The 21,213-nt window shown below is 52.4% G+C and carries 18 protein-coding genes; 3 read left to right on the forward strand and 15 right to left on the reverse strand.

Annotated elements, in window-relative coordinates; genetic code table 11:
- Window positions 1-15: 15 nt before the first annotated feature.
- From FHD02_RS04615 to FHD02_RS04630, 4 genes are all read right to left on the reverse strand, one after another.
- On the reverse strand, window positions 16-240 hold the full coding sequence (locus FHD02_RS04615; protein WP_006684453.1) for a YdcH family protein: 225 nt from the start codon (window positions 238-240) through the stop codon (window positions 16-18).
- A 166-nt stretch (window positions 241-406) separates the two neighbouring features.
- Window positions 407-2,062, reverse strand: a complete 1,656-nt coding sequence (locus tag FHD02_RS04620; RefSeq protein WP_220393630.1) for a glucan biosynthesis protein D — start codon at window positions 2,060-2,062, stop codon at window positions 407-409.
- Window positions 2,063-2,255: 193 nt separating this feature from the next.
- Window positions 2,256-3,599, reverse strand: a complete 1,344-nt coding sequence (locus tag FHD02_RS04625) for a VOC family protein (RefSeq protein WP_220393631.1) — start codon at window positions 3,597-3,599, stop codon at window positions 2,256-2,258.
- A 121-nt stretch (window positions 3,600-3,720) separates the two neighbouring features.
- A complete protein-coding gene (locus tag FHD02_RS04630; RefSeq protein ID WP_220393632.1) occupies window positions 3,721-4,623 on the reverse strand; it encodes a manganese-dependent inorganic pyrophosphatase in 903 nt (300 codons plus the stop codon).
- Window positions 4,624-4,854: 231 nt separating this feature from the next.
- Here FHD02_RS04630 and FHD02_RS04635 point away from each other — a divergent pair, with 231 nt between their 5' ends.
- Complete coding sequence (locus FHD02_RS04635) at window positions 4,855-5,778, forward strand: LysR substrate-binding domain-containing protein (protein ID WP_038640774.1); 924 nt, start codon at window positions 4,855-4,857, stop codon at window positions 5,776-5,778.
- A gap of 39 nt (window positions 5,779-5,817) precedes the next feature.
- Here FHD02_RS04635 and FHD02_RS04640 read toward each other — a convergent pair whose 3' ends face one another.
- The 6 genes from FHD02_RS04640 to cybB form a co-directional block, all read right to left on the reverse strand.
- A complete protein-coding gene (locus FHD02_RS04640; RefSeq protein WP_137371579.1) occupies window positions 5,818-7,506 on the reverse strand; it encodes a methyl-accepting chemotaxis protein in 1,689 nt (562 codons plus the stop codon).
- Window positions 7,507-7,675: 169 nt separating this feature from the next.
- The gene (locus FHD02_RS04645) at window positions 7,676-8,794 is read right to left on the reverse strand and encodes an S-(hydroxymethyl)glutathione dehydrogenase/class III alcohol dehydrogenase (protein ID WP_137371580.1); all 1,119 of its coding nucleotides are present in this window, start codon (window positions 8,792-8,794) and stop codon (window positions 7,676-7,678) included.
- Between the two features lie 32 nt (window positions 8,795-8,826).
- Window positions 8,827-9,102 carry a metal/formaldehyde-sensitive transcriptional repressor gene (locus FHD02_RS04650; RefSeq protein WP_003833178.1) on the reverse strand — a complete coding sequence of 92 codons (276 nt, stop codon included), beginning with the start codon at window positions 9,100-9,102 and terminating at the stop codon, window positions 8,827-8,829.
- Between the two features lie 434 nt (window positions 9,103-9,536).
- Window positions 9,537-10,805, reverse strand: coding sequence for a Y-family DNA polymerase (locus FHD02_RS04655; protein WP_220393633.1), 1,269 nt, complete (start codon window positions 10,803-10,805; stop codon window positions 9,537-9,539).
- A 2-nt stretch (window positions 10,806-10,807) separates the two neighbouring features.
- Window positions 10,808-11,227: a translesion error-prone DNA polymerase V autoproteolytic subunit gene (locus FHD02_RS04660; protein WP_042308234.1), complete on the reverse strand. Its 420-nt coding sequence runs from the start codon at window positions 11,225-11,227 to the stop codon at window positions 10,808-10,810.
- Window positions 11,228-11,470: 243 nt separating this feature from the next.
- A complete protein-coding gene (gene cybB / locus FHD02_RS04665) occupies window positions 11,471-12,001 on the reverse strand; it encodes a cytochrome b561 (RefSeq protein WP_042308232.1) in 531 nt (176 codons plus the stop codon).
- Window positions 12,002-12,190: 189 nt separating this feature from the next.
- Between cybB and gap the strand changes: the two genes are divergently transcribed.
- Window positions 12,191-13,192, forward strand: a complete 1,002-nt coding sequence (gene gap, locus FHD02_RS04670) for a type I glyceraldehyde-3-phosphate dehydrogenase (protein ID WP_220393634.1) — start codon at window positions 12,191-12,193, stop codon at window positions 13,190-13,192.
- Between the two features lie 86 nt (window positions 13,193-13,278).
- On the opposite strand, the gene aldA is transcribed toward gap, so the two are convergent.
- The 3 genes from aldA to hrpA all read right to left on the reverse strand — a co-directional run bounded on the left by aldA (window position 13,279) and on the right by hrpA (window position 19,698).
- Entirely contained in the window at window positions 13,279-14,718 is a 1,440-nt protein-coding gene (gene aldA / locus FHD02_RS04675) for an aldehyde dehydrogenase (RefSeq protein ID WP_079224067.1), read from the reverse strand.
- A gap of 199 nt (window positions 14,719-14,917) precedes the next feature.
- Complete coding sequence (locus FHD02_RS04680) at window positions 14,918-15,715, reverse strand: YdcF family protein (protein ID WP_170975148.1); 798 nt, start codon at window positions 15,713-15,715, stop codon at window positions 14,918-14,920.
- A gap of 80 nt (window positions 15,716-15,795) precedes the next feature.
- The gene (hrpA, locus tag FHD02_RS04685) at window positions 15,796-19,698 is read right to left on the reverse strand and encodes an ATP-dependent RNA helicase HrpA (protein ID WP_220393635.1); all 3,903 of its coding nucleotides are present in this window, start codon (window positions 19,696-19,698) and stop codon (window positions 15,796-15,798) included.
- 201 nt (window positions 19,699-19,899) lie between these two features.
- Here hrpA and azoR point away from each other — a divergent pair, with 201 nt between their 5' ends.
- Window positions 19,900-20,505, forward strand: coding sequence for an FMN-dependent NADH-azoreductase (azoR, locus tag FHD02_RS04690; RefSeq protein WP_006684422.1), 606 nt, complete (start codon window positions 19,900-19,902; stop codon window positions 20,503-20,505).
- A 42-nt stretch (window positions 20,506-20,547) separates the two neighbouring features.
- On the opposite strand, the gene FHD02_RS04695 is transcribed toward azoR, so the two are convergent.
- Window positions 20,548-20,739 (reverse strand): hypothetical protein, encoded by a 192-nt coding sequence (locus FHD02_RS04695; RefSeq protein WP_137365473.1) that lies wholly within the window; start codon window positions 20,737-20,739, stop codon window positions 20,548-20,550.
- A 143-nt stretch (window positions 20,740-20,882) separates the two neighbouring features.
- Window positions 20,883-21,206, reverse strand: a complete 324-nt coding sequence (locus FHD02_RS04700; RefSeq protein WP_137370678.1) for a YdbL family protein — start codon at window positions 21,204-21,206, stop codon at window positions 20,883-20,885.
- Window positions 21,207-21,213 lie beyond the last annotated feature (7 nt).

Raw genomic sequence — 21,213 nt, forward strand, 5'->3', positions numbered from 1 at the left:
CAAGCGCTGTTTTACTTAGCTCTCACCGACACTCTCTTTTTGCAAAATTTTGAGCAGATCTTCCTTCAGGTGGAGTTTCTGTTTCTTAAGGCGAACAATGTCCAAACTATACCCCCGACCATCCGAACCTTCCAGTCTGGAGATCTCATGATCAAGGCTGTTGTGTTTTTCGAATAAGGACAGAAAGCGAGGGTTCTCGGTTTTCAGTCGGGAAATAAGGTCTCTGTATTCTGGAAACATACTTTCTCCCTGTTAGTGGACAAGAACGTGTATAAGAAATACACAGCCCCAGAGTACCCATTTGCCATACAGAAAAATGCGAACAGGATCGAGTAAATAGCGTACAGAATATTTTCAGAAAGATTGCAGATACGGCTCCCCCTCAGGAGAGCCGTAAAAGGAGTGATTAACGCATCTCACGGTCGTCAACGTACTGACGTTTATCCGGCGCTGGCGGGAAGTACTGATACAGCCAGGTTTCGCTGATGGCGGCGCCCTGGCAACGCAGGAACATACGCATATCTACCGGGTCGGTTGAGTCAGACGTCGGATACCAGTCAAACTGGATACGGTAGCCGTCGATAGGCTCCACGTAGAGGATCTCAATCTGTTTCGCTTCACCGCTGGAGAGTGTAATCACCGGTTCAATGCCTTTCGGCGCAGCGGCTTTCAGATCGCCACCGACGAAGTCCACGGCAAAACGGCGCGCCCATTTCTCCGGGTAGTGCTCGCCCGGCGCCCATCCTTCCGGGAAGCCGCCCATGCCGGTACGGGTCGCCATCACGCGAGCTAACGGCGAACGTACCGGCGGCTGCGCGCTCCAGTACAGACGATATTTAAATTCCAGCTCATCGCCGGCTTTAATCGACTTCTCCGGCTGCCAGAAGCAGACAACATTATCCAGCGTTTCGCCAGTCGTCGGGATCTCCATCAGGCCGATGGTCCCCTTGCCCCACTGGTTACGCGGCTCGACCCACAGGCTAGGACGCTTGTTATACCAGCCCATGATGTCCTGGTAATGAGAGAAGTCGCGATCGAGCTGCAGTAAACCAAACCCTTTCGGGTTGTTATCGGTATAGGCATTGAACTGCAGTTTTTGCGGGTTATTCAGCGGACGGCAGATCCACTCGCCGTTGCCCCGCCACATCGCCAGACGATCGGAGTCATGAATTTGCGGGTGAATGGTGTCGCACATCCGGCGTTCATTGTTGCCACAACTAAACATGCTGGTCATCGGCGCAATGCCGAGCTGTTTAATGTCTTTACGCGCGTAGATATGGTTTTGTACATCCATGATCACCTGCGTTTTCTCGCAGTGGATCACGAACTTAAAAGCGCCTGTTACGCTTGGGCTATCGAGTAGCGCATACACGGTAAAGGAGGTCGCCCCTGGTTTAACCGTTTCGAACCAGAAAGCGGTGAAATCAGGAAACTCTTCTTTGCTGTCGGTATAGGTATCTACCGCCAGACCACGCGCCGATAAACCGTACTGGTAGGTGTCATCCACTGCGCGGAAGTAGCTGGCGCCGAGGAAAGAAACCACATCACGACGGGCCAGTTCTGGCGCTTTAAACACGCGGAAACCCGCGAAACCGAGGTCAGTTTGTCCTTCCAGTTGTTTGGTATCCACACCCGCGTCGTTGTATTTAAACAGCTCCGGACGGAAGTGGATTTCACGCGCCATATGCGTACTGTCATCGACCGAGAACATGCGAACCCGGCGGCGGAATCCCATTCCCACATGGAAGAACTGCGCATCAAGCTGACGATTTTCAACATTGTTCCACAGAGACTGCTCTGCGTCATATTGAATGCTGTTGTAGGCCTGCGGCGTCAATTTCGCCAGCGTGTCTGGTAACGCACGCGGCGCGCCGCCCCAGGGTTTCTGTGCTAAGTCGTGGGCCATCGATTGCAGAACGGAAAAATCAAAACGTACGGTTTTTCCGTCTGCAATGTCAGACTCTGCCGCAAAGGCGGCGCGGGAAAAGAGTGATGCAATACCACTGGTTCCGCACACGGCGGCCATTGCCATTGAACCTTTAATAAATCGTCTGCGATTCATGCCTGAAAGTGAGTCCTTCTGGTCGTGTAAATGGTCCCGCGCCGGTCAAAATCTGCGGCAAGAGAGTGCACATTTCTGACCGCTCACTCTAGACAAAATTCATTAATAATCCAATTGTTGGTCGCCGATTATCTGTACAAAATCGAAAATATTTTATGTCGATGGGAACAGACCGAATCCCGTGTAAATTCCGTTAAAGTAAACCACACCGCCGTTTACTTCTCTCCTCCGCCTCCTGATACAGCATAAACTCGTCATATACCGTGCAACCCAGTGCCTGTTCAAACGCATCGCGGCTGGAATTCCCGTGGCTGCGAGCCTGAGTTTCATTACCCAGATTTGACTGGAAAATCCCCGCAGCGCTCACCGGTAAGAAATCTTCGTAGGTGATAGGTTGCGCAACCAGCCAGCCCCGCTCAATAAGCGGTTGCGGGTCGTCATCCGGGCGAATAGCCTGGCGATGCGCTTCGCCTGATGGCGTCAGTCGATAACGAAACCAGGCAAGACCCTGCTGGCGCAGCAGAAACTCACTGTCCGGGAACGCCTTGAAAACCTCCTGAAGATGTAACTGATGCGTCAGATTATCTTTTCCCGTTCCCGCTTTATTCAGCAGTTCGTCATACAAGGCTCTGCCTTTCGGCGTGAGCGCTACGCCGCGCTGTTCAATCTCACCAAAACGCGCCGTGTGAGTACCGCGCATTTCACCGGCAAACAGCACCGGTTCTTCCAGTGCTTTGAAACTGGTCTGACGTAATAAAATCGGCACCTCGCGGCGCGGCGGCCCTTCAATCAATATTTTCGGCTCTATGCCGCATTCCGGCATCATGGACTGTACCCGGTCAATATCCAGCGTGCGCGGCGTCAGATGGTTGATGTGACAACCAGGGAAACACACCACATCGGCAATCAGCCGGTGTTCGCTGTGTAATGCGTGATAGGTCGCTTCATCTACCGTGGCGTGCTGATGCCAGCGGAAGGTTTCCAGTGCTTCATGGACAAACTCCTGCGCCTGGTCAGGCGTAAAACTGCCCTGCGCATCAAACTCATCCAGCAGTTCATGACAACGGCGAGTGAAAATGTCGCGTTTTGCAAGGATCTCCGAAGCCTTTTGCCGCAGCGCTACGTTCTCGATTAATTCGAGCCGTAATAACGATGTGAATACCCGAAACGGGTTGCGCGAAAGCGATGCATCGTCGATGGGCCGAAAAGCCGTGGAATGTACAGGGACGCCGGCCTGAGAGAGGTCATAATAACTCACCGGATACATGCCCATAATGGCAAACATCCGGCGCAGCGTAAAAAGTTCCTGCGCAGTACCCACCCGGATGGCACCGTGGCGCTCAACGTTTAGCCGGGCCAGTTCATCCGCATTAGCCAGTTTTTCATGCAGCGTCGGATTATTTTCCAGTACCGCCAGATTCACATCAGCGACAAGTTCCAGCAACGTGCCATACTGCGGGACTTCCTGCTGGTACATTGCTGACATTGCCTGCGAAAATTGTTCCCGAATCTCATCTGCCGTGATGGTGTTCGCCATAATGTCATGCCTCCAGTGAATATTACCTGGAGTGTAGAGAACGCTGCAAAGTCCGGTGGGAAGAATTTACAAAGTGTGACCCCGCGTAAATTTCCCACCCTATACAGACGGCGAACAGAACCTACTGGCGTGGTTTTAAATGACTTTCCAGCCAGGGGAGCATCTGTTTTTTACGGCTGAGCATACCTTCCACTTTGCAGGGCTGCGGGATGTCAGAAAGCTCAGAACCGGCAAACCACAGACTGGTGTCGCCCAGATTAATATCGGTGAGCATGAGCACAACCAGCGCGGCATTTTTTTCCTGCGCATAGCGCGCCATTTCCTGGCGTAATTCTTCCAGTACTGTATCAACCTGTTGCAGTGCATACAGTTCAAGTTGCGCCACACAGACCTGATGCCCATGGATAGTGAAGGTTTTAATGTCTTTCTGCAGGAGTTCGCAGGCACTCATTCCTTCCACGCTCGTTTTGGCAGACAGCAGGTCACGGCTGAAGGCATCAAGGTCTACACCAGCCTTTTGAGTCAGCGCATCGACCGCCAGGCGATCGTCGGCGGTGGTCGTGGGTGAACGAAGCGTGACAGTGTCACTCAACACGGCACCCAGCAGCAAAACGGCCTCCGCAGGAGATAACTGGCTACGCTCATCTTCCGACATCAGTTGCCATAACAGCGTTGCGCTACTGCCGACAGGCTTCACCCACACTTCTGGCGGCAGACGGGTGACTAATCCCCCGAGTCGGTGATGATCGATAATCCCCACGACGTTACTGTCTGCCAGCGATTGCGGTCCCTGGGCAGGTTCGGTGAAATCAACCAACCAGACGTCACGATCGGTCAACTCAAACGTCAGCCGTTCAGGCAGTGCCAGCCCCGCTTGCGCAAAGATAAACTGCGTTTCGCGGTTAGCTTCACCCAGACGCCATGCCGTGGCCTGCTGACCGCGTAAGGTAAGCCAACGCGCCGTCATTGCGGCAGTGCAAATGGCATCGCTATCGGGATTAAGGTGTCCTACTACATGTATCATTAATCAGTGCCTTGTAAAGAGAAAGGGTGCAAAAGCAAACAATATTCAAAGTATAACGACTGGGTACATTCCCTTCCATGATCCCACCACCCTGCCTGACTGTACAAAACACAAGCAAAATAAATAAGTTGTAAGTAAAACATGATAAATGTTAATAATATTTTGCTATCAAGTTATCAAAAACGAACAACTTCACTTGTCACCGACACGGCACTGTTTTTAACATCGCTTATGGAAAAAAATGTTCTGTTCAATCAGCGCATTCGCTTGCGCCACCTGCATACTTTTGTCGCCGTTGCACAACAGGGAACGCTGGGGCGCGCGGCTGAAACCCTTAATCTGAGCCAACCGGCCCTCTCCAAAACACTAAATGAACTGGAGCAGTTGACCGGTACCCGGCTCTTTGAACGCGGTCGCCTTGGCGCGCAGTTAACATTGCCCGGCGAGCAGTTTCTTACCCACGCGGTGAGAGTACTGGACGCGCTCAATACTGCCGGACAGGCGTTAAACCAGCGCGAAGAGTCGCAGACTGACGTCGTACGGATTGGGGCCTTACCCACCGCGGCACTGGGCATTCTGCCTGCGGTAATTGGTCCGTTCCATAAGCAGCAAATGGAAACGACGCTGCAAGTTGCCACCATGAGTAATCCCATGATTCTGGCCGGTTTAAAATCGGGAGAAATCGATCTTGGTATCGGTCGGATGGCCGATCCGGAATTAATGGTCGGTCTGAATTACGAGCTGTTGTTCCTTGAGTCGCTCAAACTGGTTGTGCGACCTAACCACCCGTTGTTGCAGGAAACCATCACGCTGAGTCGGGTGATGGAATGGCCCGTTGTGGTGTCACCAAAAGGAACGGCTCCTCGTCAGCACGCGGAGACGCTGCTGCAAAGCCAGGGTTGCAAAATGCCGCCGGGCTGCATCGAAACGCTGTCAGCATCGCTTTCCCGCCAGTTGACGGTTGACTACGACTATGTATGGTTTGTGCCGTCAGGCGCAGTCCGGGAAGATTTACGTCAGGCGACGTTGGTATCATTGCCGATTCCCACCCACGGGGCGGGTGAACCTATTGGCATTCTTACCCGTGTAGACGTGCAGCTTTCCTCTGCCGCACAAATCCTCATTGGCGCGATACGCAAAACCATACCGTTTTGATACCAAAAATTAAGGGACCATCTGGTCCCTTATAGCGTGTTAAAACGTTTCCCAGTTATCACCACTGGCCGTTGCTGCCTGCGGACTTGAATGGCTCGACGTTTTGGTACCAGGAGCGCGCTTTATCGCACTTGCGCCCTGCAAGCGGAATGTGCCGACGGCTTCAGTTAAACGTGCGGCCTGTTCTTCCAGCGATGCCGCTGCGGCCGACGCTTCTTCAACCAGAGAGGCGTTTTGCTGCGTCACCTTATCCATCTCCGAAATCGCCTGGCTCACCTGCACAATGCCCCGGCTCTGCTCATCAGAGGCCGCCGCAATTTCCAACATGATGTCGGTCACGCGTTTTACCGCATCGACAATATCCGTCATGGTATTACCCGCCGCGACCACTTCATCGGATCCCTGGTCAATGAGTCGTACCGATTCGCTAATTAAACCCTCAATCTCTTTTGCCGCCTGAGCGCTTCGGCTCGCCAGCGTGCGCACCTCGCTGGCGACCACGGCAAACCCGCGTCCCTGCTCTCCTGCCCGCGCCGCTTCTACCGCCGCGTTCAACGCCAGGATATTCGTCTGGAAAGCAATGCTGTTTATAACGGCTGTGATTTCAGAGATTTTCTTCGAACTACCTGAGATATTGCCCATGGTTTTCACCACGCCAGAAACCATCTGACCGCCACGACTCGCCTTGCCGGAAGCATCTTCCGCCAGCTTGCTCGCATGGTGCGCGTTGTCAGCGTTTTGCTTCACCGTAGCCGTTAGCTCTTCCATACTGGCCGCCGTTTCTTCAATCGCCGCGGCCTGTTGCTCCGTACGTGAGGACAAATCGGTATTCCCTGCAGAAATCTCACTGGTACCGCGATAAATTTCCTCTGCCCCCTGGCGCACCGTACCCACGGTTTTCACCAGCGAATGCTGCATAGTTTGCAGATGACGACTCAGGCGACCAATTTCACTGCGCCCGGTCGGCTCCTCCGGCATAGTCAGGTCGCCTGCCGAAATTTGCTCGATGCGCAGGGCTGCACGTAACAGAGGATGAATAACGGTGCGGCGCAGAACGATAAACGTCATCACGGTGAGCACCAGCGCGAGGGCAAATGCGCCGAGCATAAACGCCATACCAAGTTGCGTACGTCGGTGCGCCTGCTCGCTGAGGTTATTCGCCCTGGCAGTGCGAATTTCAATGGCTTTCAGCAGCACCTTGTTGTAGGCAGAATCCAGCGGTCTGGCCTGTTCATTTTCGTGGTTGATAATCGCTTCAAACATGCCGTTTTTAGCGTATTTCAGCATTGGCTGTAAACCGTCGGTATAGGCTTTGAAGCTGGCGCTTAATTCGGCGTCTAACGCTTCATCAGCAGACGTTTTCACCGTACGCGACATATAAGCATTGAAGCCGTCCTGCGATTGCTTAATCCGTTTTTCTGCCTCGGCGATATTGGCCTTCATGTCATCCATTTCGGCAATACGGCTCGCCGCGCCGGCATGGATCATGTTGATACGTGCGGTGCGTAAGTGGTTAGAGCTGTTAGATAACCCCATCCTGACCTGAATCTCGTCGGTCACATCGCGCTGATCGCGATCGGCCTGCATAAGAAAATAGCTTGCCAGCCCTGAACTAAAGGCGAACAACAGAAGGATGCCACCGAGAATGGAGGAAAACAGCGGAACCAGTCGGATTTGATGCAAAAAACCCAGTTTATGCTGGGCCTGCATCGATGTTGTGTTGTCCATGACCGTCGACTCTCTTGTAGGGTTTATGCGTGAAAACACGCCCGTTAGATAGTCATCGGCAATCCGTGAAGTTTACTTACCGCAAAAAGCGCCGGATTCGTCACACTTTCACAACATAATTCTAAAAAATTCAGGAAAGTGCCAGCGGAGAAATCCGCTGGCCAATGAATCAGTTATCGCCAAAATGGATAACGGTACGGATGGACTTGCCCTGATGCATTAAATCGAATGCTTCGTTAATTTGCTCCAGCGGTAAGCGATGAGTGATAAACGGATCCAACTGAATTTTCCCGCTCATCGCTTCTTCGACCATTCCCGGGAGTTGAGTGCGCCCTTTTACGCCGCCGAACGCCGAACCGCGCCAGACTCGTCCGGTAACCAACTGGAACGGACGCGTTTTGATTTCTTGTCCGGCACCTGCCACGCCGATGATGATGCTCTCTCCCCACCCTTTATGGCAGCATTCCAGCGCCGCACGCATTACGTTAACGTTGCCGATACATTCAAAGCTGAAGTCCACACCACCATCGGTAAGCTCAACAATCACCTCCTGAATCGGTTTATCGTAATCATTCGGGTTGATGAAATCCGTCGCGCCCATTTCACCCGCCAGTTTGAATTTCTCCGGATTGGTATCAACGGCCAGAATACGTCCGGCTTTCGCCTGCACCGCGCCCTGAATCACCGCCAGGCCGATGCCACCAAGACCAAATACGGCCACGGTGTCGCCTTCTTTCACTTTCGCAGTGTTATGTACTGCTCCGATCCCGGTAGTGACGCCACAGCCCAACAGACACACTTTGTCCAGCGGAGCCTGCGGGTTAACCTTCGCCAGTGAGATCTCCGCGCAAACGGTATATTCACTGAAGGTGCTGGTGCCCATATAGTGATAAATCGGCTCACCGTTATATGAGAAGCGAGTCGTGCCATCCGGCATCAGGCCCTTGCCCTGGGTGGCGCGTACAGCCTGACACAGGTTGGTTTTCCCCGATTTACAGAACTTACACTCACCGCATTCAGCCGTGTACAGGGGGATGACATGGTCGCCCGCTTTCAGGCTGGTGACGCCTTCGCCCACTTCAACCACAATACCGCCGCCTTCATGACCAAGCACCGCCGGGAATACCCCTTCCGGATCGTCGCCTGAGAGCGTAAAAGCGTCAGTATGACACACGCCAGTGTGGGTAATTTTAACCAGAACTTCACCTTTCTTTGGCGGTGCGACGTCGATTTCGACAATTTTTAGCGGTTGGCCGGGGCCAAATGCAACTGCTGCACGTGATTTCATTTGTCTCTTCCCATTATTGCGAGGTGATGGTGTTATTTTAGATAAGCGCGAAGAAGATGGCCGATTTCAGCCATACGTACGGCTCGCTGGTCTGGCGTTGTCTCGCCGCTGACCAGTTCGTCTTTCAGGTGGATCTCAACCATTTCGCCCATCAGGCCATTGGATGCGCCGCGTACAGCGGCAATTTGTTGCAGGATCGCAAGGCACGGTTCGCCGGACTCCAGCGCCCGCTCAAGCGCGTCAACCTGACCGCGAATACGACGAACACGGGTGAGGATACGTTTTTTATCTTCAGGTGAATGTGGCATACGCCCTCCAGATACTATAGGGGGGTATACTATCAGATTTGTTATTTAGCTGTAAAATAAATGATTTGTTTTACATTAGCATGGGTTAGAACGGGCATAGGTGATTTCTGCCAAAGCTGGCGGTAAAAAAGGCCGCCTAAGCGACCTTTACTTTTTATTCATATTATTTATTTACAAGAGGCGATCAATTAAAGTGATGCTCGCTTTCCCGTCTAACGGCTTATAAATCACGATTTTCACTACATGATATATTGGGGTTGGCAAAACGAGTGTTTGTCGGGCGATAAACATGTAGTTGTGGCCAGCCACCAACTGCTCTCCACAATAGAGTAATGGGAAATAGCCTGCGCCAGGCCATTCCCCCCCGATGGAATATTGAGCAGTTGTTCATGAGTCTGATAGAAATACAGGATAATGATAACAAGCGCCAACATTCACCTGACATGCAGCAAGTCAGAAAAGCGTGTCGTATAACGCGGCGAAAGCATATCTCGCTTCATCGCCCACGGTTGCTGGATACCTTGTCCGGCAAAATAGAGCGTTCCTTTACCTTTTTCAGCATTAAGCGTATCCAGTACGTCCATCAATTTATCGCTGTTACGCCGGGGGGCGTTGCCATCAAACAGATTCAGTTGTGCCACGCCAGAACTGAAAAAATCGCCCAACATCACACCCGCTTTTTGATAATGTTGCCCCTCTCGCCAGATAGCGTCCAGGCTGCGCGTTGCCGCACTCATAATTTCCCGTGTGTCCTGGGTCGGGATCAGCAGTTTTACCGACGCGCTGTTAGCGTAATAAGGGGCCTTTAGGGCAAATGGACTGGTTTTGATAAACACAGAGATAAATCGACAGAACTGATGCTCACCACGCAGCTTTTCCGCCGCACGTGAGGCATAGGTGCAAATTGCTTCACGCATCGCGTTATAGTCCGTGAGTTTTTCACCAAATGATCGTGAGCAGACGATTTCTTGTTTAACCGGCGCAAACTCTTCCAACGCCAGGCACGACTCACCGCGCAATTCCCGTACGGTTCTTTCAAGAACAACGTTGAAGTGTTTGCGAATAAAACGAATGTCGGTATCAGCCAGGTCACGGACGGTTTTAATCCCCATCGCGTCCAGTTTTTTACTGATACGGCGGCCCACGCCCCACACTTCACCAACAGGGAGTGCGGCCATCAGCTTACGCTGGTGCTCAATATTTGATAAATCCACCACTCCGCCGGTTTGTTGCTGCCATCTTTTGGCGGCGTAATTCGCGAGTTTTGCCAGCGTTTTGGTCTGGGCGATGCCAACGCCAACCTGAAGTCGTGTTTTCTGTAGAATTGTGGCCCTTATTTCGAGACCAAAATCCGTCAGATCCCTACAGTTTCTTACTCCCGTCAAATCACAGAAGGCCTCATCAATACTGTACCTTTCCACATGTGGAGAGAGGTCTTCCAGGATAGACATGACCCGGCCGCTCATATCCGCATACAGTTCATAGTTAGAACTAAAACACACCACGCCGTAGCGCCGGAACAGATCTTTCTGTTTGAAGTACGGAGCACCCATTGTCACGCCAAGCGCTCGAGCCTTCGCGCTACAGGCGATAACACAACCATCGTTATTGGAAAGAACCACAACCGGTTTGCCTTTCAGATCGGGCCTGAATGCCATCTCACAGCTGGCGTAAAACGAATTAACATCCACCAGGGCAAACATAATTAGCCAGCCGCCTTAACGATAAACGTCACCACGCCAAAGATATCCAGCGAATCCTCGCTGCTGATTATGATGGGCGCGTAGGCTCTGTTCTCTGGCCTGAGCATCACAATTGGATGCAATTGCAGACGTTTAACGGTGAATTCACCCTCAATGGCGGCAATCACGATGTCTCCATGAGCCGGGTTTCTGGCGCTGTCGACAATCAGCAAATCCCCCTCACCGATCCCCGCCCCGACCATAGAATCACCCGATGATTTAACAAAATAGGTTGCGCTGGGATGCTGTACCAGCAGGTCATTGAGATCGATACCTTTCTCAACGTAGTCCTGCGCTGGAGAAGGAAAACCACAGGGCACAAGGTCGCTGAACAGGGGAAAATGTTTCGTTTGTCGACGTTTTGCAGGCTGGAAAAACAACATAATAATCGGCCTCTCATTTAACTGTATTTATATACAGTAGTTTTAATGAGGACGGCGATCAAGTGACGAAAGTAGCGAACTGGGTGTTGTTTAACCATCTCGTCGGTAAGCTTTTATCACGTCTGGAAAAATAATTTCTGTTTTATTCGGCAGAGGAAGACGTTCATTTAGCCGGAACGATAAAGACGAAAGGTATCTCGATTTGAAAGGGGTAAAAAAGCCCCACACTTGCGGGGCGTTACGTCAGGAACGCTTACGCGGCATCATGCGCAGCAGCGTATTATCCTTCCAGAAGTAGTGATGCATCAGGGCAGCCGCGGCATGCAAACCAATAACAAAATAGCCCAGGTTTGCCAGCGTCACGTGCCAGGACTTCAGCATCTCCACGAGGTCAAGGTTGGCTTTTGCCGCATATGGCATGACGATGCCAAATGCAATCCACGGATTCCCCCGGTTGTACATCATCACCAGACCAATAATCGGCAACGCAATAAACAACAGATAGATAACCAGATGCCCCAGATGCGCCATTCCGGTCATCATCGGTTTCGGTTTTGGCACAATCGGCGGCGCCGGATATTTCAGCCTGACCAGCAGACGCGCCACCATCAGCGTTAAAATTGTGATGCCACAGGATACGTGCACCATGTTGAACAAGGGACGATAGCTACGCGGGAAAAACCCGCGAAACTCCATGGCGCTGTAGGCCACAATGACCAACAAAAAAACCAGCCAGTGAATACCAATTTGCAGGCCAGAATACTTATTCCCCATAACACTTCCTGAATAAAAACAATAATGCGTCAACATAACGGGCTTTTGTTAAAAATTCATTAATTTTTGTTCATCCATTATCAGTCAGTTACGTTTAAGCGCAAAAACAGCTATTGCCCCGGATGCCCGACTGGACTATGCCTGGTAGGGAAAATATGTCGTACCGCCTCATCCTGACAGGAGAAAACCATGAGTAAAATTGGCATTAACGGTTTTGGTCGTATCGGTCGTCTGGTATTGCGTCGACTACTGGAGGTCAAAAGCAGCGTGGAGGTCGTCGCCATTAATGACCTGACCTCGCCCAAAATTCTCGCCTATCTGTTAAAACACGACTCAAATTACGGTCCATTTCCCTGGAGTATCGACTTTACCGAAGACGCGCTGATTGTCGACGGTAAAAGAATCGCTGTTTATGCAGAAAAAGAGGCCAAAAATATTCCGTGGAAAGCCACTGGCGCAGAGATCATCATCGAATGCACCGGTTTTTACACCTCAACAGAAAAAGCCAACGCGCACCTGGACGCAGGCGCCAAAAAAGTCCTGATATCCGCCCCTGCCGGGGACATGAAAACCATTGTTTTTAACGTGAACGACGACACGATGGATGCGAACGATCGAATTATCTCTGTCGCATCGTGCACCACTAACTGCCTGGCGCCGATGGCGAAAGCTCTGCATGACAACTTCGGTATTCAACTGGGCACCATGACAACCATCCATGCCTACACGGGGACACAATCGCTGGTAGATGGCCCTCGCGGAAAAGATCTGCGCGCCTCGCGGGCGGCGGCAGAGAACATCATTCCCCATACCACCGGTGCGGCGAAAGCGATTGGCCTGGTGATTCCGGCATTGAGCGGAAAATTAAAAGGCCACGCCCAGCGCGTACCGGTGAAAACCGGATCCGTCACGGAACTGGTATCGGTATTGGGTAAAAAGGTTACCGCTGAAGAGGTTAATGACGCGCTGAAAAAAGCCACGCTGAATAATGAGTCATTTGGCTATACCGACGAGGAGATTGTCTCGTCAGATGTGATTGGCTCACATTTCGGTTCGGTATTTGATGCGACACAAACCGAGATTACCGAAGTGGGCGATCTGCAACTGGTAAAAACCGTCGCCTGGTACGATAACGAGTACGGTTTTGTGACCCAACTTATTCGTACGCTGGATAAATTTATCAAGCTCTGACGTTGTGGCGGAGGTCGAATGAACGGTATAGCCGCCAAAGTGTAAGAATTGCGCCGGGTGACGTACAAACTCACCCGGCTAAAAACTTAGGACTGCAGATAAACCACCTGCGTTTGCAGATATTCGTTCAGACCGTGTTTACCGTCTGCCCCGCCAATCCCGGACTTGCGCCACCCTGCGTGGAAGCCCTGCATTGCCTCGAAGTTTTCACGGTTAATATAGGTTTCGCCAAACTTCAGCCCCTTAATCGCTTTCATCGCCGTGTTCAGATTTTGCGTGTAAATCGATGAGGTCAATCCATAATCGCTGTCGTTGGCCATCGTCAACGCCTCTTCCAGCGTATTAAACGCCACCACAGGCAGCACCGGACCAAATGTCTCCTCGTGCATAATCGCCATCTCCTGGCGCACATCTAACAGTAATGTCGGTGGATAGTAATAGCCTTTGCCTTCTACCGCCTTACCGCCCAGCACCACTCTGGCCCCCTCCTGCACCGCTCGCGCAACTTTCTGCTCTACTCGTTCCAGCGCAGCGGCGTTAATCAACGGTCCCATCGCAATGTCATTGCGCACAGCCGGATTGCCGAACTGTACAGCTTTCATCGCTTCCCCCAGGCGATTAACGAACTGGTCATAAATACCTTTCTGGACGTACACACGTTCGGCACAGTTGCATACCTGTCCGGTATTGATCACCCGTGAGTCAACAATTGCCTTCACGGCCAGTTCAAGGTCAGCATCATCCATCACGATCGCCGGGGCTTTCCCCCCCAGTTCCAGGCAGACTTTAGTGATGTTTTTGGCCGCTGCAGCCATAATTTTCTCGCCCGCGCCAACGCTACCGGTCATGCTGACCATTGCGACTTTCGGGTTTCCGGCCAGTTCCTGGCCGACCGTTTCACCGCGTCCAAGGACCAGATTAAATACCCCGCGCGGCAAGCCGATATCATCAACAATTTTGGCAAAAGCGATGGCATTGTTGGGCGTAAACTCACTCGGTTTAATAACAATGGTATTGCCCGTCAACAGCGCGGGGGCCAGTTTGCGAGCAATCAGGAAGAACGGAAAATTCCACGGTAGAATGCCCGTCGTCACGCCCAGAGCGCGCTTAAACAGCAGGATATTTTCGCCCGGGCGATCGCTTTGCAGGATCTCGCCTTCATAACGACGTGCCCACTCCGCCATGTAATCGATATAATCGGCGGTAAATGCGACTTCAACATCGGCCAGTTGCTGTATTTTCCCACCTTCAGCCACTATCAATGCGCTAATTTCGCTGGCGCGTTGACGGATACCCGCAGATATTTTGCGTAGCCAGTTCGCCCGTTCAATGGCAGGCAGCGCTTCCCATTCAGGCTGAGCGCGCTGGGCGGCGTCTATCGCTTTACGCGCATCTTCGGCACGTCCATCCGGAATACGTGAGATAACCTCTTCCGTGGCCGGATTGACGACATCAATCCAGGCGTCATCGTGCCAGGTCACAAACTGCCCATCGATATACATAGGATGTTGTACGGGTACTGACATGCGCTTCTCCTGTGATTGATTTGTTTTTAACAAGTAAAACTATTGTTAATTAATATCAATCATGCCTGACGAATTATCACGACAGTGACTGTTCTGTGAGCAGCTTCATAAAAGCGCCTGGCAAAGCGATGATGAAAGGAAAAAACGGGCGGGATTTATGCCCGTTTGCAGCAAAACGCTTACAAACGGGCAGCGGAGATCACAGAGAGCGGCTCTCCAGTAAGTCTGACAACGTGGTATCGCTTTTCAGTTGCTGCCAGGCTGCCTCAACGTTACCTGGAATATCCACATGCACGATAAAATCGCGGCCACAGGGACCATAGCCATTAACATCGTCCCGCAGGCGCGGCAACTCGCCGGTAATGAGCGAAAGATAGCGATCCACCGACCATAGGCCTTCGACCGTTGGCGCAAAGTCCACGCCGTCGCGCTGTTGGACCAACTCCGGGACGAATCCCGGGAAACCCAACCAGCGCGGTGCATGCGGCTCATCGCGGGTTACGCGCTGAAACGTGGCCATCGTGCGGCGTTGCATGGTCGGATCCTGTACCACAATGACGGTATGAATGCTTTCTGTCGCCTGGCTCAGTAACGCACAGCTAAATCGGGCATTCTCACCGCAGTTTGTTGACTGGTCTTCCACCCAAATCTTCTCCCCCGGAATGTGCCAGAACTGGTGAGCGATATCGGCAAGGATCGCCGCTTCTGCACGTCCGGTGGTTCGAATGATATTGTAGCGAGGATGTCGGGCAATCGCGTCATACAGAAAGCGCGTGGAATGGCCTATGCCCCCACTAATCAATAAGGGGACCTGTTGGTCTTTCGCGATCCGACAAGCGGCGTCGATGGTCGGGATCACCGCGTTCCCCGCCAGAATTACGCAATCTGACTGAACCGTGATCTCCCCCGTAAAATCGCTCTGCGCCAGCCATTGCCCTACAGTATTGATCGCCGCCAGCGTGGTCGCGGAAAGCGTCGGAAACTGACTCATATTCATGACTCCTGGTGTTTATTCTTTACCGGGTACAGAGGCCGGATGGCGGCTACGCCGTGTCCGGCCTACAGTCCCGCACCGCGTTAACCCGTGATCTGATCCATCGCCTGCAGAATACGTTTATCTGAAATAGGATACGGCGTACCAAGCTGCTGGGCAAAGTAGCTGACGCGCAGCTCTTCTATCATCCAGCGGATCTCTTTGACGTCGTCATCTTCACGGCGTGCAGGCGGCAGTTTATTGAACCATTGCTGCCAGGCCTGCTGCACACTATCCACTTTCAGCATCTGTGCGCGGTCGCGGTGTGGATCGATGGCCAGTTTTTCCAGACGCTTTTCAATAGCCTGCAAATAACGCAACGTATCGCCCAGGCGTTTGAAACCATTACCAGTGACAAATCCGCGGTACACCAGCCCGCTCATTTGCGCTTTGATATCTGAAAGCCCTAACGCCATGGTCATATCCACACGCCCTTTCAGACGTTTATTGATATTAAACACCGCGGTCAGGATCTGTTCGACCTGCTTCGCGATATCCACCACCGTATCGTTCAGTTCAGCCCGCACCTTCTCATGCAACGCCGCAAAGCCCTCTTCCGTCCACACGGGACCACCATGGGCGTCGATCAACCGATCCACACCGCAGGAGATACAGTCGTCAATCAAATCCAGCACTTTGCCATACGGGTTAAAATACAGCCCCAGCTTGGCTTTGTTAGGCAACTTCTCGTGTAAGTATTTAATCGGCGAAGGAATATTTAACAGCAACAGGCGGCGTAAACCGCACCACATGGCCTGTTGCTGCTCCAGCGGATTATCAAACAATTTGATGGCAACGCTGTCACGCTCATCGACCAGCGCTGGCCACGCTTTTACCTTATAGTTACCGCGTTTTTGCTCGTAACTTTCCGGAAGCTGCCCGAAGCTCCAGATATGCAATCCGCTCTGTTCGATACCGTCATCCGCCACCGCGGACAGCGTTTCCTGAACCTTACCCTTCAAGGCGTCTTTCAGATCCTGTAGCGAACGCCCTTCCTGTAGCTTCTTGTTCTTATCATCCACCACCCGGAAGGTAATTTTTAGGTGATCGGGTACCTGATCCCAATGCCAGTCATCGCGGTCAACGGTGACACCGGTCATCCGGCGCAGTTCACGTTCCAGCGCGTCCAGCAGCGGCAGTTCCAGCGGCGTCACGCGGCCTAAAAATGCCTCAGCATAGTTCGGAGCAGGCACAAAATTACGTCGTACCGGTTTCGGCAGCGACTTAATCAGGGCGATCACCAGCTCGCGGCGCAGGCCTGGAATTTGCCATTCAAAACCGCTCTCTTCGATCTGATTGAGCAGTGGGAGCGGAATATGCACGGTCACACCGTCCGCATCGGCTCCCGGTTCGAACTGGTAGCTCAAACGCAGTTTGAGATTGCCCTGGTGCCAGAAGTTCGGATAATCCAGCTTACTGATTTTTTCCGCGCCCTCTTTGATAAGCATGCTCTTTTCAAAGTTGAGCAGGTCCGGGGTCTCGCGGGAGACTTTCTTCCACCAGCTATCGAAGTGGCGGGCAGAAACCACATCATGGCTAATACGCTGGTCGTAAAACTCAAACAGCGTCTCATCATCGACCAGGATGTCGCGACGGCGCGATTTATGCTCTAACTCTTCCACCTCAGCCCGTAGCTTCAGGTTGTCACGGAAGAAAGCATGGCGCGTTTGCCAGTCACCCTCCACCAGCGCATGACGAATGAACAGTTCACGCGACAGCGCCGGATCGATCTGGCTGTAGTTCACCTTACGGGCAGCAACAATCGGTAAGCCGTAGACGGTGACCTTTTCTGTCGCCATGACCGCGCCCTGCGCGCGTTCCCAGTGCGGTTCGCTGTATGAACGTTTAATCAGATGCTGCGCAACTGGTTCCACCCACTCGGGCTCGATACGTGCGGCAATACGTCCCCACAGGCGACTGGTTTCCACCAGTTCTGCCACCATTGTCCACTTCGGCGGTTTTTTGAATAGACCGGAGCCCGGAAAGATCGAGAAGCGGGCGTTACGCGCACCGGTAAACTCCTGTTTATCGGCATCTTTCATCCCGATATGCGACAGTAAACCGGTCAACAATGCGACGTGGATTTCCCGGTATTCAGCAGGTTCGCTGTTAACCGGGATCCCTAACTCTTTTACCACCTGGCGCAGTTGCGTGTAGATATCCTGCCATTCACGTACGCGCAGATAATTAAGAAAGTCGACTTTACACTGACGGCGGAACTGGTTTGACGACAACGCTTTTTGCTGCTCGCCGAGGTAATTCCATAAGTTCACAAACGCCAGGAAATCAGACTCTTTGTCATGGAAGCGGCGGTGCTTCTCGTCGGAAGCTTGCTGCTTGTCCATTGGGCGCTCGCGCGGATCCTGAATGGACAGCGCCGAGGTGATGATCATTGCCTCACGCACACAGCCATGTTTTTGCGCTTCCAGCACCATACGCGCCAGACGCGGATCCACCGGCAGTTGCGACAGCTGACGGCCCAACGGCGTTAACTTATAAGCGGTTGCCTGTTCGTCGGTGGTTATCGCCCCCAGCTCTTCGAGCAGGCGCACCCCGTCCTGAATATTGCGTTTATCCGGCGCTTCAACAAACGGGAACGCCGCGATATCCCCCAACCCCAGCGCGGTCATCTGCAAAATAACGGACGCCAGGTTGGTACGCAGGATCTCCGGATCGGTAAACTCCGGACGCGACAGGAAGTCGTCCTCAGAATACAGACGAATACAGATCCCTTCTGAAACACGACCGCAGCGGCCTTTACGCTGGTTGGCAGAGGCCTGCGACACCGGTTCAATCGGCAAACGCTGGACTTTAGTGCGGTAACTGTAACGACTAATACGCGCAGTGCCCGGGTCAATCACATACTTGATGCCCGGTACGGTCAGCGAGGTTTCCGCCACGTTGGTGGCCAGCACAATACGACGACCGCTGTGTGACTGGAATACACGGTTCTGCTCGCTATTGGAGAGACGCGCATACAGTGGCAGCACTTCGGTGTGACGCAAATCCAGCTTATTCAGGGCATCGGCGGTGTCGCGGATTTCGCGCTCGCCGCTCATGAAGATCAGAATGTCGCCCTGACTTTCACGCCCTAACTCATCTACGGCATCAAAAATTGCCTGTAGCTGATCGCGCTCAGTGTCATCTGCGTCTTCAACAATCGGTCGATAGCGTACTTCCACCGGATAGGTTCGGCCAGAGACTTCGATAATCGGCGCATTGTTGAAATGCTTAGAAAAGCGTTCCGGGTCAATGGTCGCCGAAGTGATGATAATCTTTAGATCCGGACGACGCGGCAGAAGTTCTTTCAGGTAGCCAAGCAGAAAATCAATGTTCAGGCTGCGTTCATGCGCTTCATCGATGATGATGGTGTCGTACTGCATTAGCAGCCGATCCTGCTGGATTTCTGCCAGCAGGATACCGTCCGTCATCAGCTTAACCATGGTGTTGTCACTAACATGATCGCTAAAACGGACTTTATAACCGATACAGCCGCCCGGCTCGGTTTGCAGCTCTTCCGCGATACGGTTCGCCACAGTACGCGCCGCCAGACGACGCGGCTGGGTATGGCCGATCAGCCCTTTTACCCCGCGTCCCAGTTCCATACAGATTTTCGGCAACTGGGTGGTTTTACCTGAACCGGTCTCACCAGCCACAATCACCACCTGATGGTCGCGAATGGCTTCCAGAATATCCTGTTTTTTCTGGCTGACGGGCAGGTTTTCCGGGTAGCTGATGACCGGACGCGCCGCTTCACGCAGCACAACTTTACCGGCTGCCTGGTCGATCTCTTTTGCCATCTCCTGGTAAATGGCCTGTTGTGCATCAGGATTTTTAACCTTCTTCACGCCGTGCAAACGGCGCGCAAAACGCTGCCTGTCGCGCAGCATCAGCGAGTCCAGCTGTTGTTGCAGCATGTTGAAGGTTAATTTTGGTTGTTCTGTCATAGCGTTAAAAGGCAGAGTTCTGCCGGGTTAAATCTCTTTTAGATGATAGATATAGAGTACCACATCGGGGCTTTTTATGTGTTGTTCAATAATTTCGAACATAGGATTCGATATATTGCGCTATCACTGCGACAGGATTGTGAATAAAGTGTCAACAAGCAACGGGGCACTACCCCTTCAAACACATAAAAGGAAACACCCATGAGCAAGGTATTAGTTCTTAAATCCAGTATTCTGGCAGGGTACTCTCAGTCTGGTCAGTTGTCTGATTATTTTGTTGAACAGTGGCGTGAAAAGCACTCTGCTGATGAAATCACCGTCCGCGACCTGGCTGCAAATCCTGTTCCGGTGCTGGATGGCGAACTGGTGGGTGCGCTGCGCCCAAGCGATGCGCCGCTGACGCCGCGTCAGCAAGAAGCGCTGGCGCTGTCTGACGAGTTGATCGCTGAACTGAAAGCGCATGATGTGATTGTTATCGCCGCGCCGATGTATAACTTCAACATTCCGACGCAACTCAAAAACTACTTTGACCTGATTGCCCGTGCTGGCGTGACCTTCCGTTATACCGAGAAAGGTCCGGAAGGTCTGGTGACCGGTAAACGCGCAGTGGTGCTGACCAGCCGTGGTGGTATTCATAAAGATACGCCGACTGACCTGATCACACCGTACCTGAACGTGTTCCTGGGCTTTATCGGTATCACCGACGTGAACGTTGTCTTTGCTGAAGGTATCGCTTACGGCCCGGAAGTGGCATCTAAAGCACAGTCCGATGCGAAAGCCGCTATCGACAGCGTGGTTGCTGCCTGATAATTCCCCCTCTCACCATCCGGTGGGAGGGATTCTCGGTACCTACTTCTTTGCCCGCACATGTACCTGCTTGCCGTGAATGCGATTAATATCACGCCAGATGGTGGCATATTCCCTGCATTTCGCCAGATTTTCTTCCCAGCAATGAGCTAAAAATTGTTCCGGCTCCGCGACATCCCGGCTTAACAGCTTGAACACCCAACGATTCCAGACATACCACTTGAGAAGCCACATGATTTCACTCCACGACGCGACCGGTGTTGAACTATATCAACATCAGTTTGATGCCGTGTGGCAACTATTGCGATGTCGATGAATAATCCGGAAGGATCCTCCACTTGTAATACCAATCCAACAACGACGCTCAGAAATGATTATTATTTCCTCATCCACTTACCGTTTATACCCTGGACATACTCCCCCGGTTTAGCGCGAGCAACTAACTTCTGCCCGGCCATTTTTGCCACTTCGTCTGGCGGAATATTATTGCTCTCAGCCAGCTGCTGATAACTGGCGCTTCGCGCCTTATTAATCTCACTCACCAGCGCCTGCGTTTCAGCATCGGTTTGTAATGCCACCAGATAACCATTAAGTGTTTCCCCCACCCGCCCCTGGGTTCTGGCTTCATTCAGGGTCAACGCCCACGCATTGCTGGTGATAAAACTCAGCGCCACCAGGATCGCTGCAAGCTGTTTTTTCATCATTACC

Origin of the sequence: Citrobacter sp. EC_71 (assembly GCF_019584005.1) — a bacterium.
GTDB lineage: Bacteria > Pseudomonadota > Gammaproteobacteria > Enterobacterales > Enterobacteriaceae > Citrobacter > Citrobacter werkmanii.

Bases quoted from the DNA above. Each gene is read 5' to 3' on its own strand.
- FHD02_RS04615 (WP_006684453.1), bottom strand. From the start codon at position 240: ATGTTTCCAGAATACAGAGACCTTATTTCCCGACTGAAAACCGAGAAC.
- FHD02_RS04620 (WP_220393630.1), bottom strand. From the start codon at position 2,062: ATGAATCGCAGACGATTTATTAAAGGTTCAATGGCAATGGCCGCCGTG.
- FHD02_RS04625 (WP_220393631.1), bottom strand. From the start codon at position 3,599: ATGGCGAACACCATCACGGCAGATGAGATTCGGGAACAATTTTCGCAG.
- FHD02_RS04630 (WP_220393632.1), bottom strand. From the start codon at position 4,623: ATGATACATGTAGTAGGACACCTTAATCCCGATAGCGATGCCATTTGC.
- FHD02_RS04635 (WP_038640774.1), top strand. From the start codon at position 4,855: ATGGAAAAAAATGTTCTGTTCAATCAGCGCATTCGCTTGCGCCACCTG.
- FHD02_RS04640 (WP_137371579.1), bottom strand. From the start codon at position 7,506: ATGGACAACACAACATCGATGCAGGCCCAGCATAAACTGGGTTTTTTG.
- FHD02_RS04645 (WP_137371580.1), bottom strand. From the start codon at position 8,794: ATGAAATCACGTGCAGCAGTTGCATTTGGCCCCGGCCAACCGCTAAAA.
- FHD02_RS04650 (WP_003833178.1), bottom strand. From the start codon at position 9,102: ATGCCACATTCACCTGAAGATAAAAAACGTATCCTCACCCGTGTTCGT.
- FHD02_RS04655 (WP_220393633.1), bottom strand. From the start codon at position 10,805: ATGTTTGCCCTGGTGGATGTTAATTCGTTTTACGCCAGCTGTGAGATG.
- FHD02_RS04660 (WP_042308234.1), bottom strand. From the start codon at position 11,227: ATGTTGTTTTTCCAGCCTGCAAAACGTCGACAAACGAAACATTTTCCC.
- cybB (WP_042308232.1), bottom strand. From the start codon at position 12,001: ATGGGGAATAAGTATTCTGGCCTGCAAATTGGTATTCACTGGCTGGTT.
- gap (WP_220393634.1), top strand. From the start codon at position 12,191: ATGAGTAAAATTGGCATTAACGGTTTTGGTCGTATCGGTCGTCTGGTA.
- aldA (WP_079224067.1), bottom strand. From the start codon at position 14,718: ATGTCAGTACCCGTACAACATCCTATGTATATCGATGGGCAGTTTGTG.
- FHD02_RS04680 (WP_170975148.1), bottom strand. From the start codon at position 15,715: ATGAATATGAGTCAGTTTCCGACGCTTTCCGCGACCACGCTGGCGGCG.
- hrpA (WP_220393635.1), bottom strand. From the start codon at position 19,698: ATGACAGAACAACCAAAATTAACCTTCAACATGCTGCAACAACAGCTG.
- azoR (WP_006684422.1), top strand. From the start codon at position 19,900: ATGAGCAAGGTATTAGTTCTTAAATCCAGTATTCTGGCAGGGTACTCT.
- FHD02_RS04695 (WP_137365473.1), bottom strand. From the start codon at position 20,739: ATGTGGCTTCTCAAGTGGTATGTCTGGAATCGTTGGGTGTTCAAGCTG.
- FHD02_RS04700 (WP_137370678.1), bottom strand. From the start codon at position 21,206: ATGAAAAAACAGCTTGCAGCGATCCTGGTGGCGCTGAGTTTTATCACC.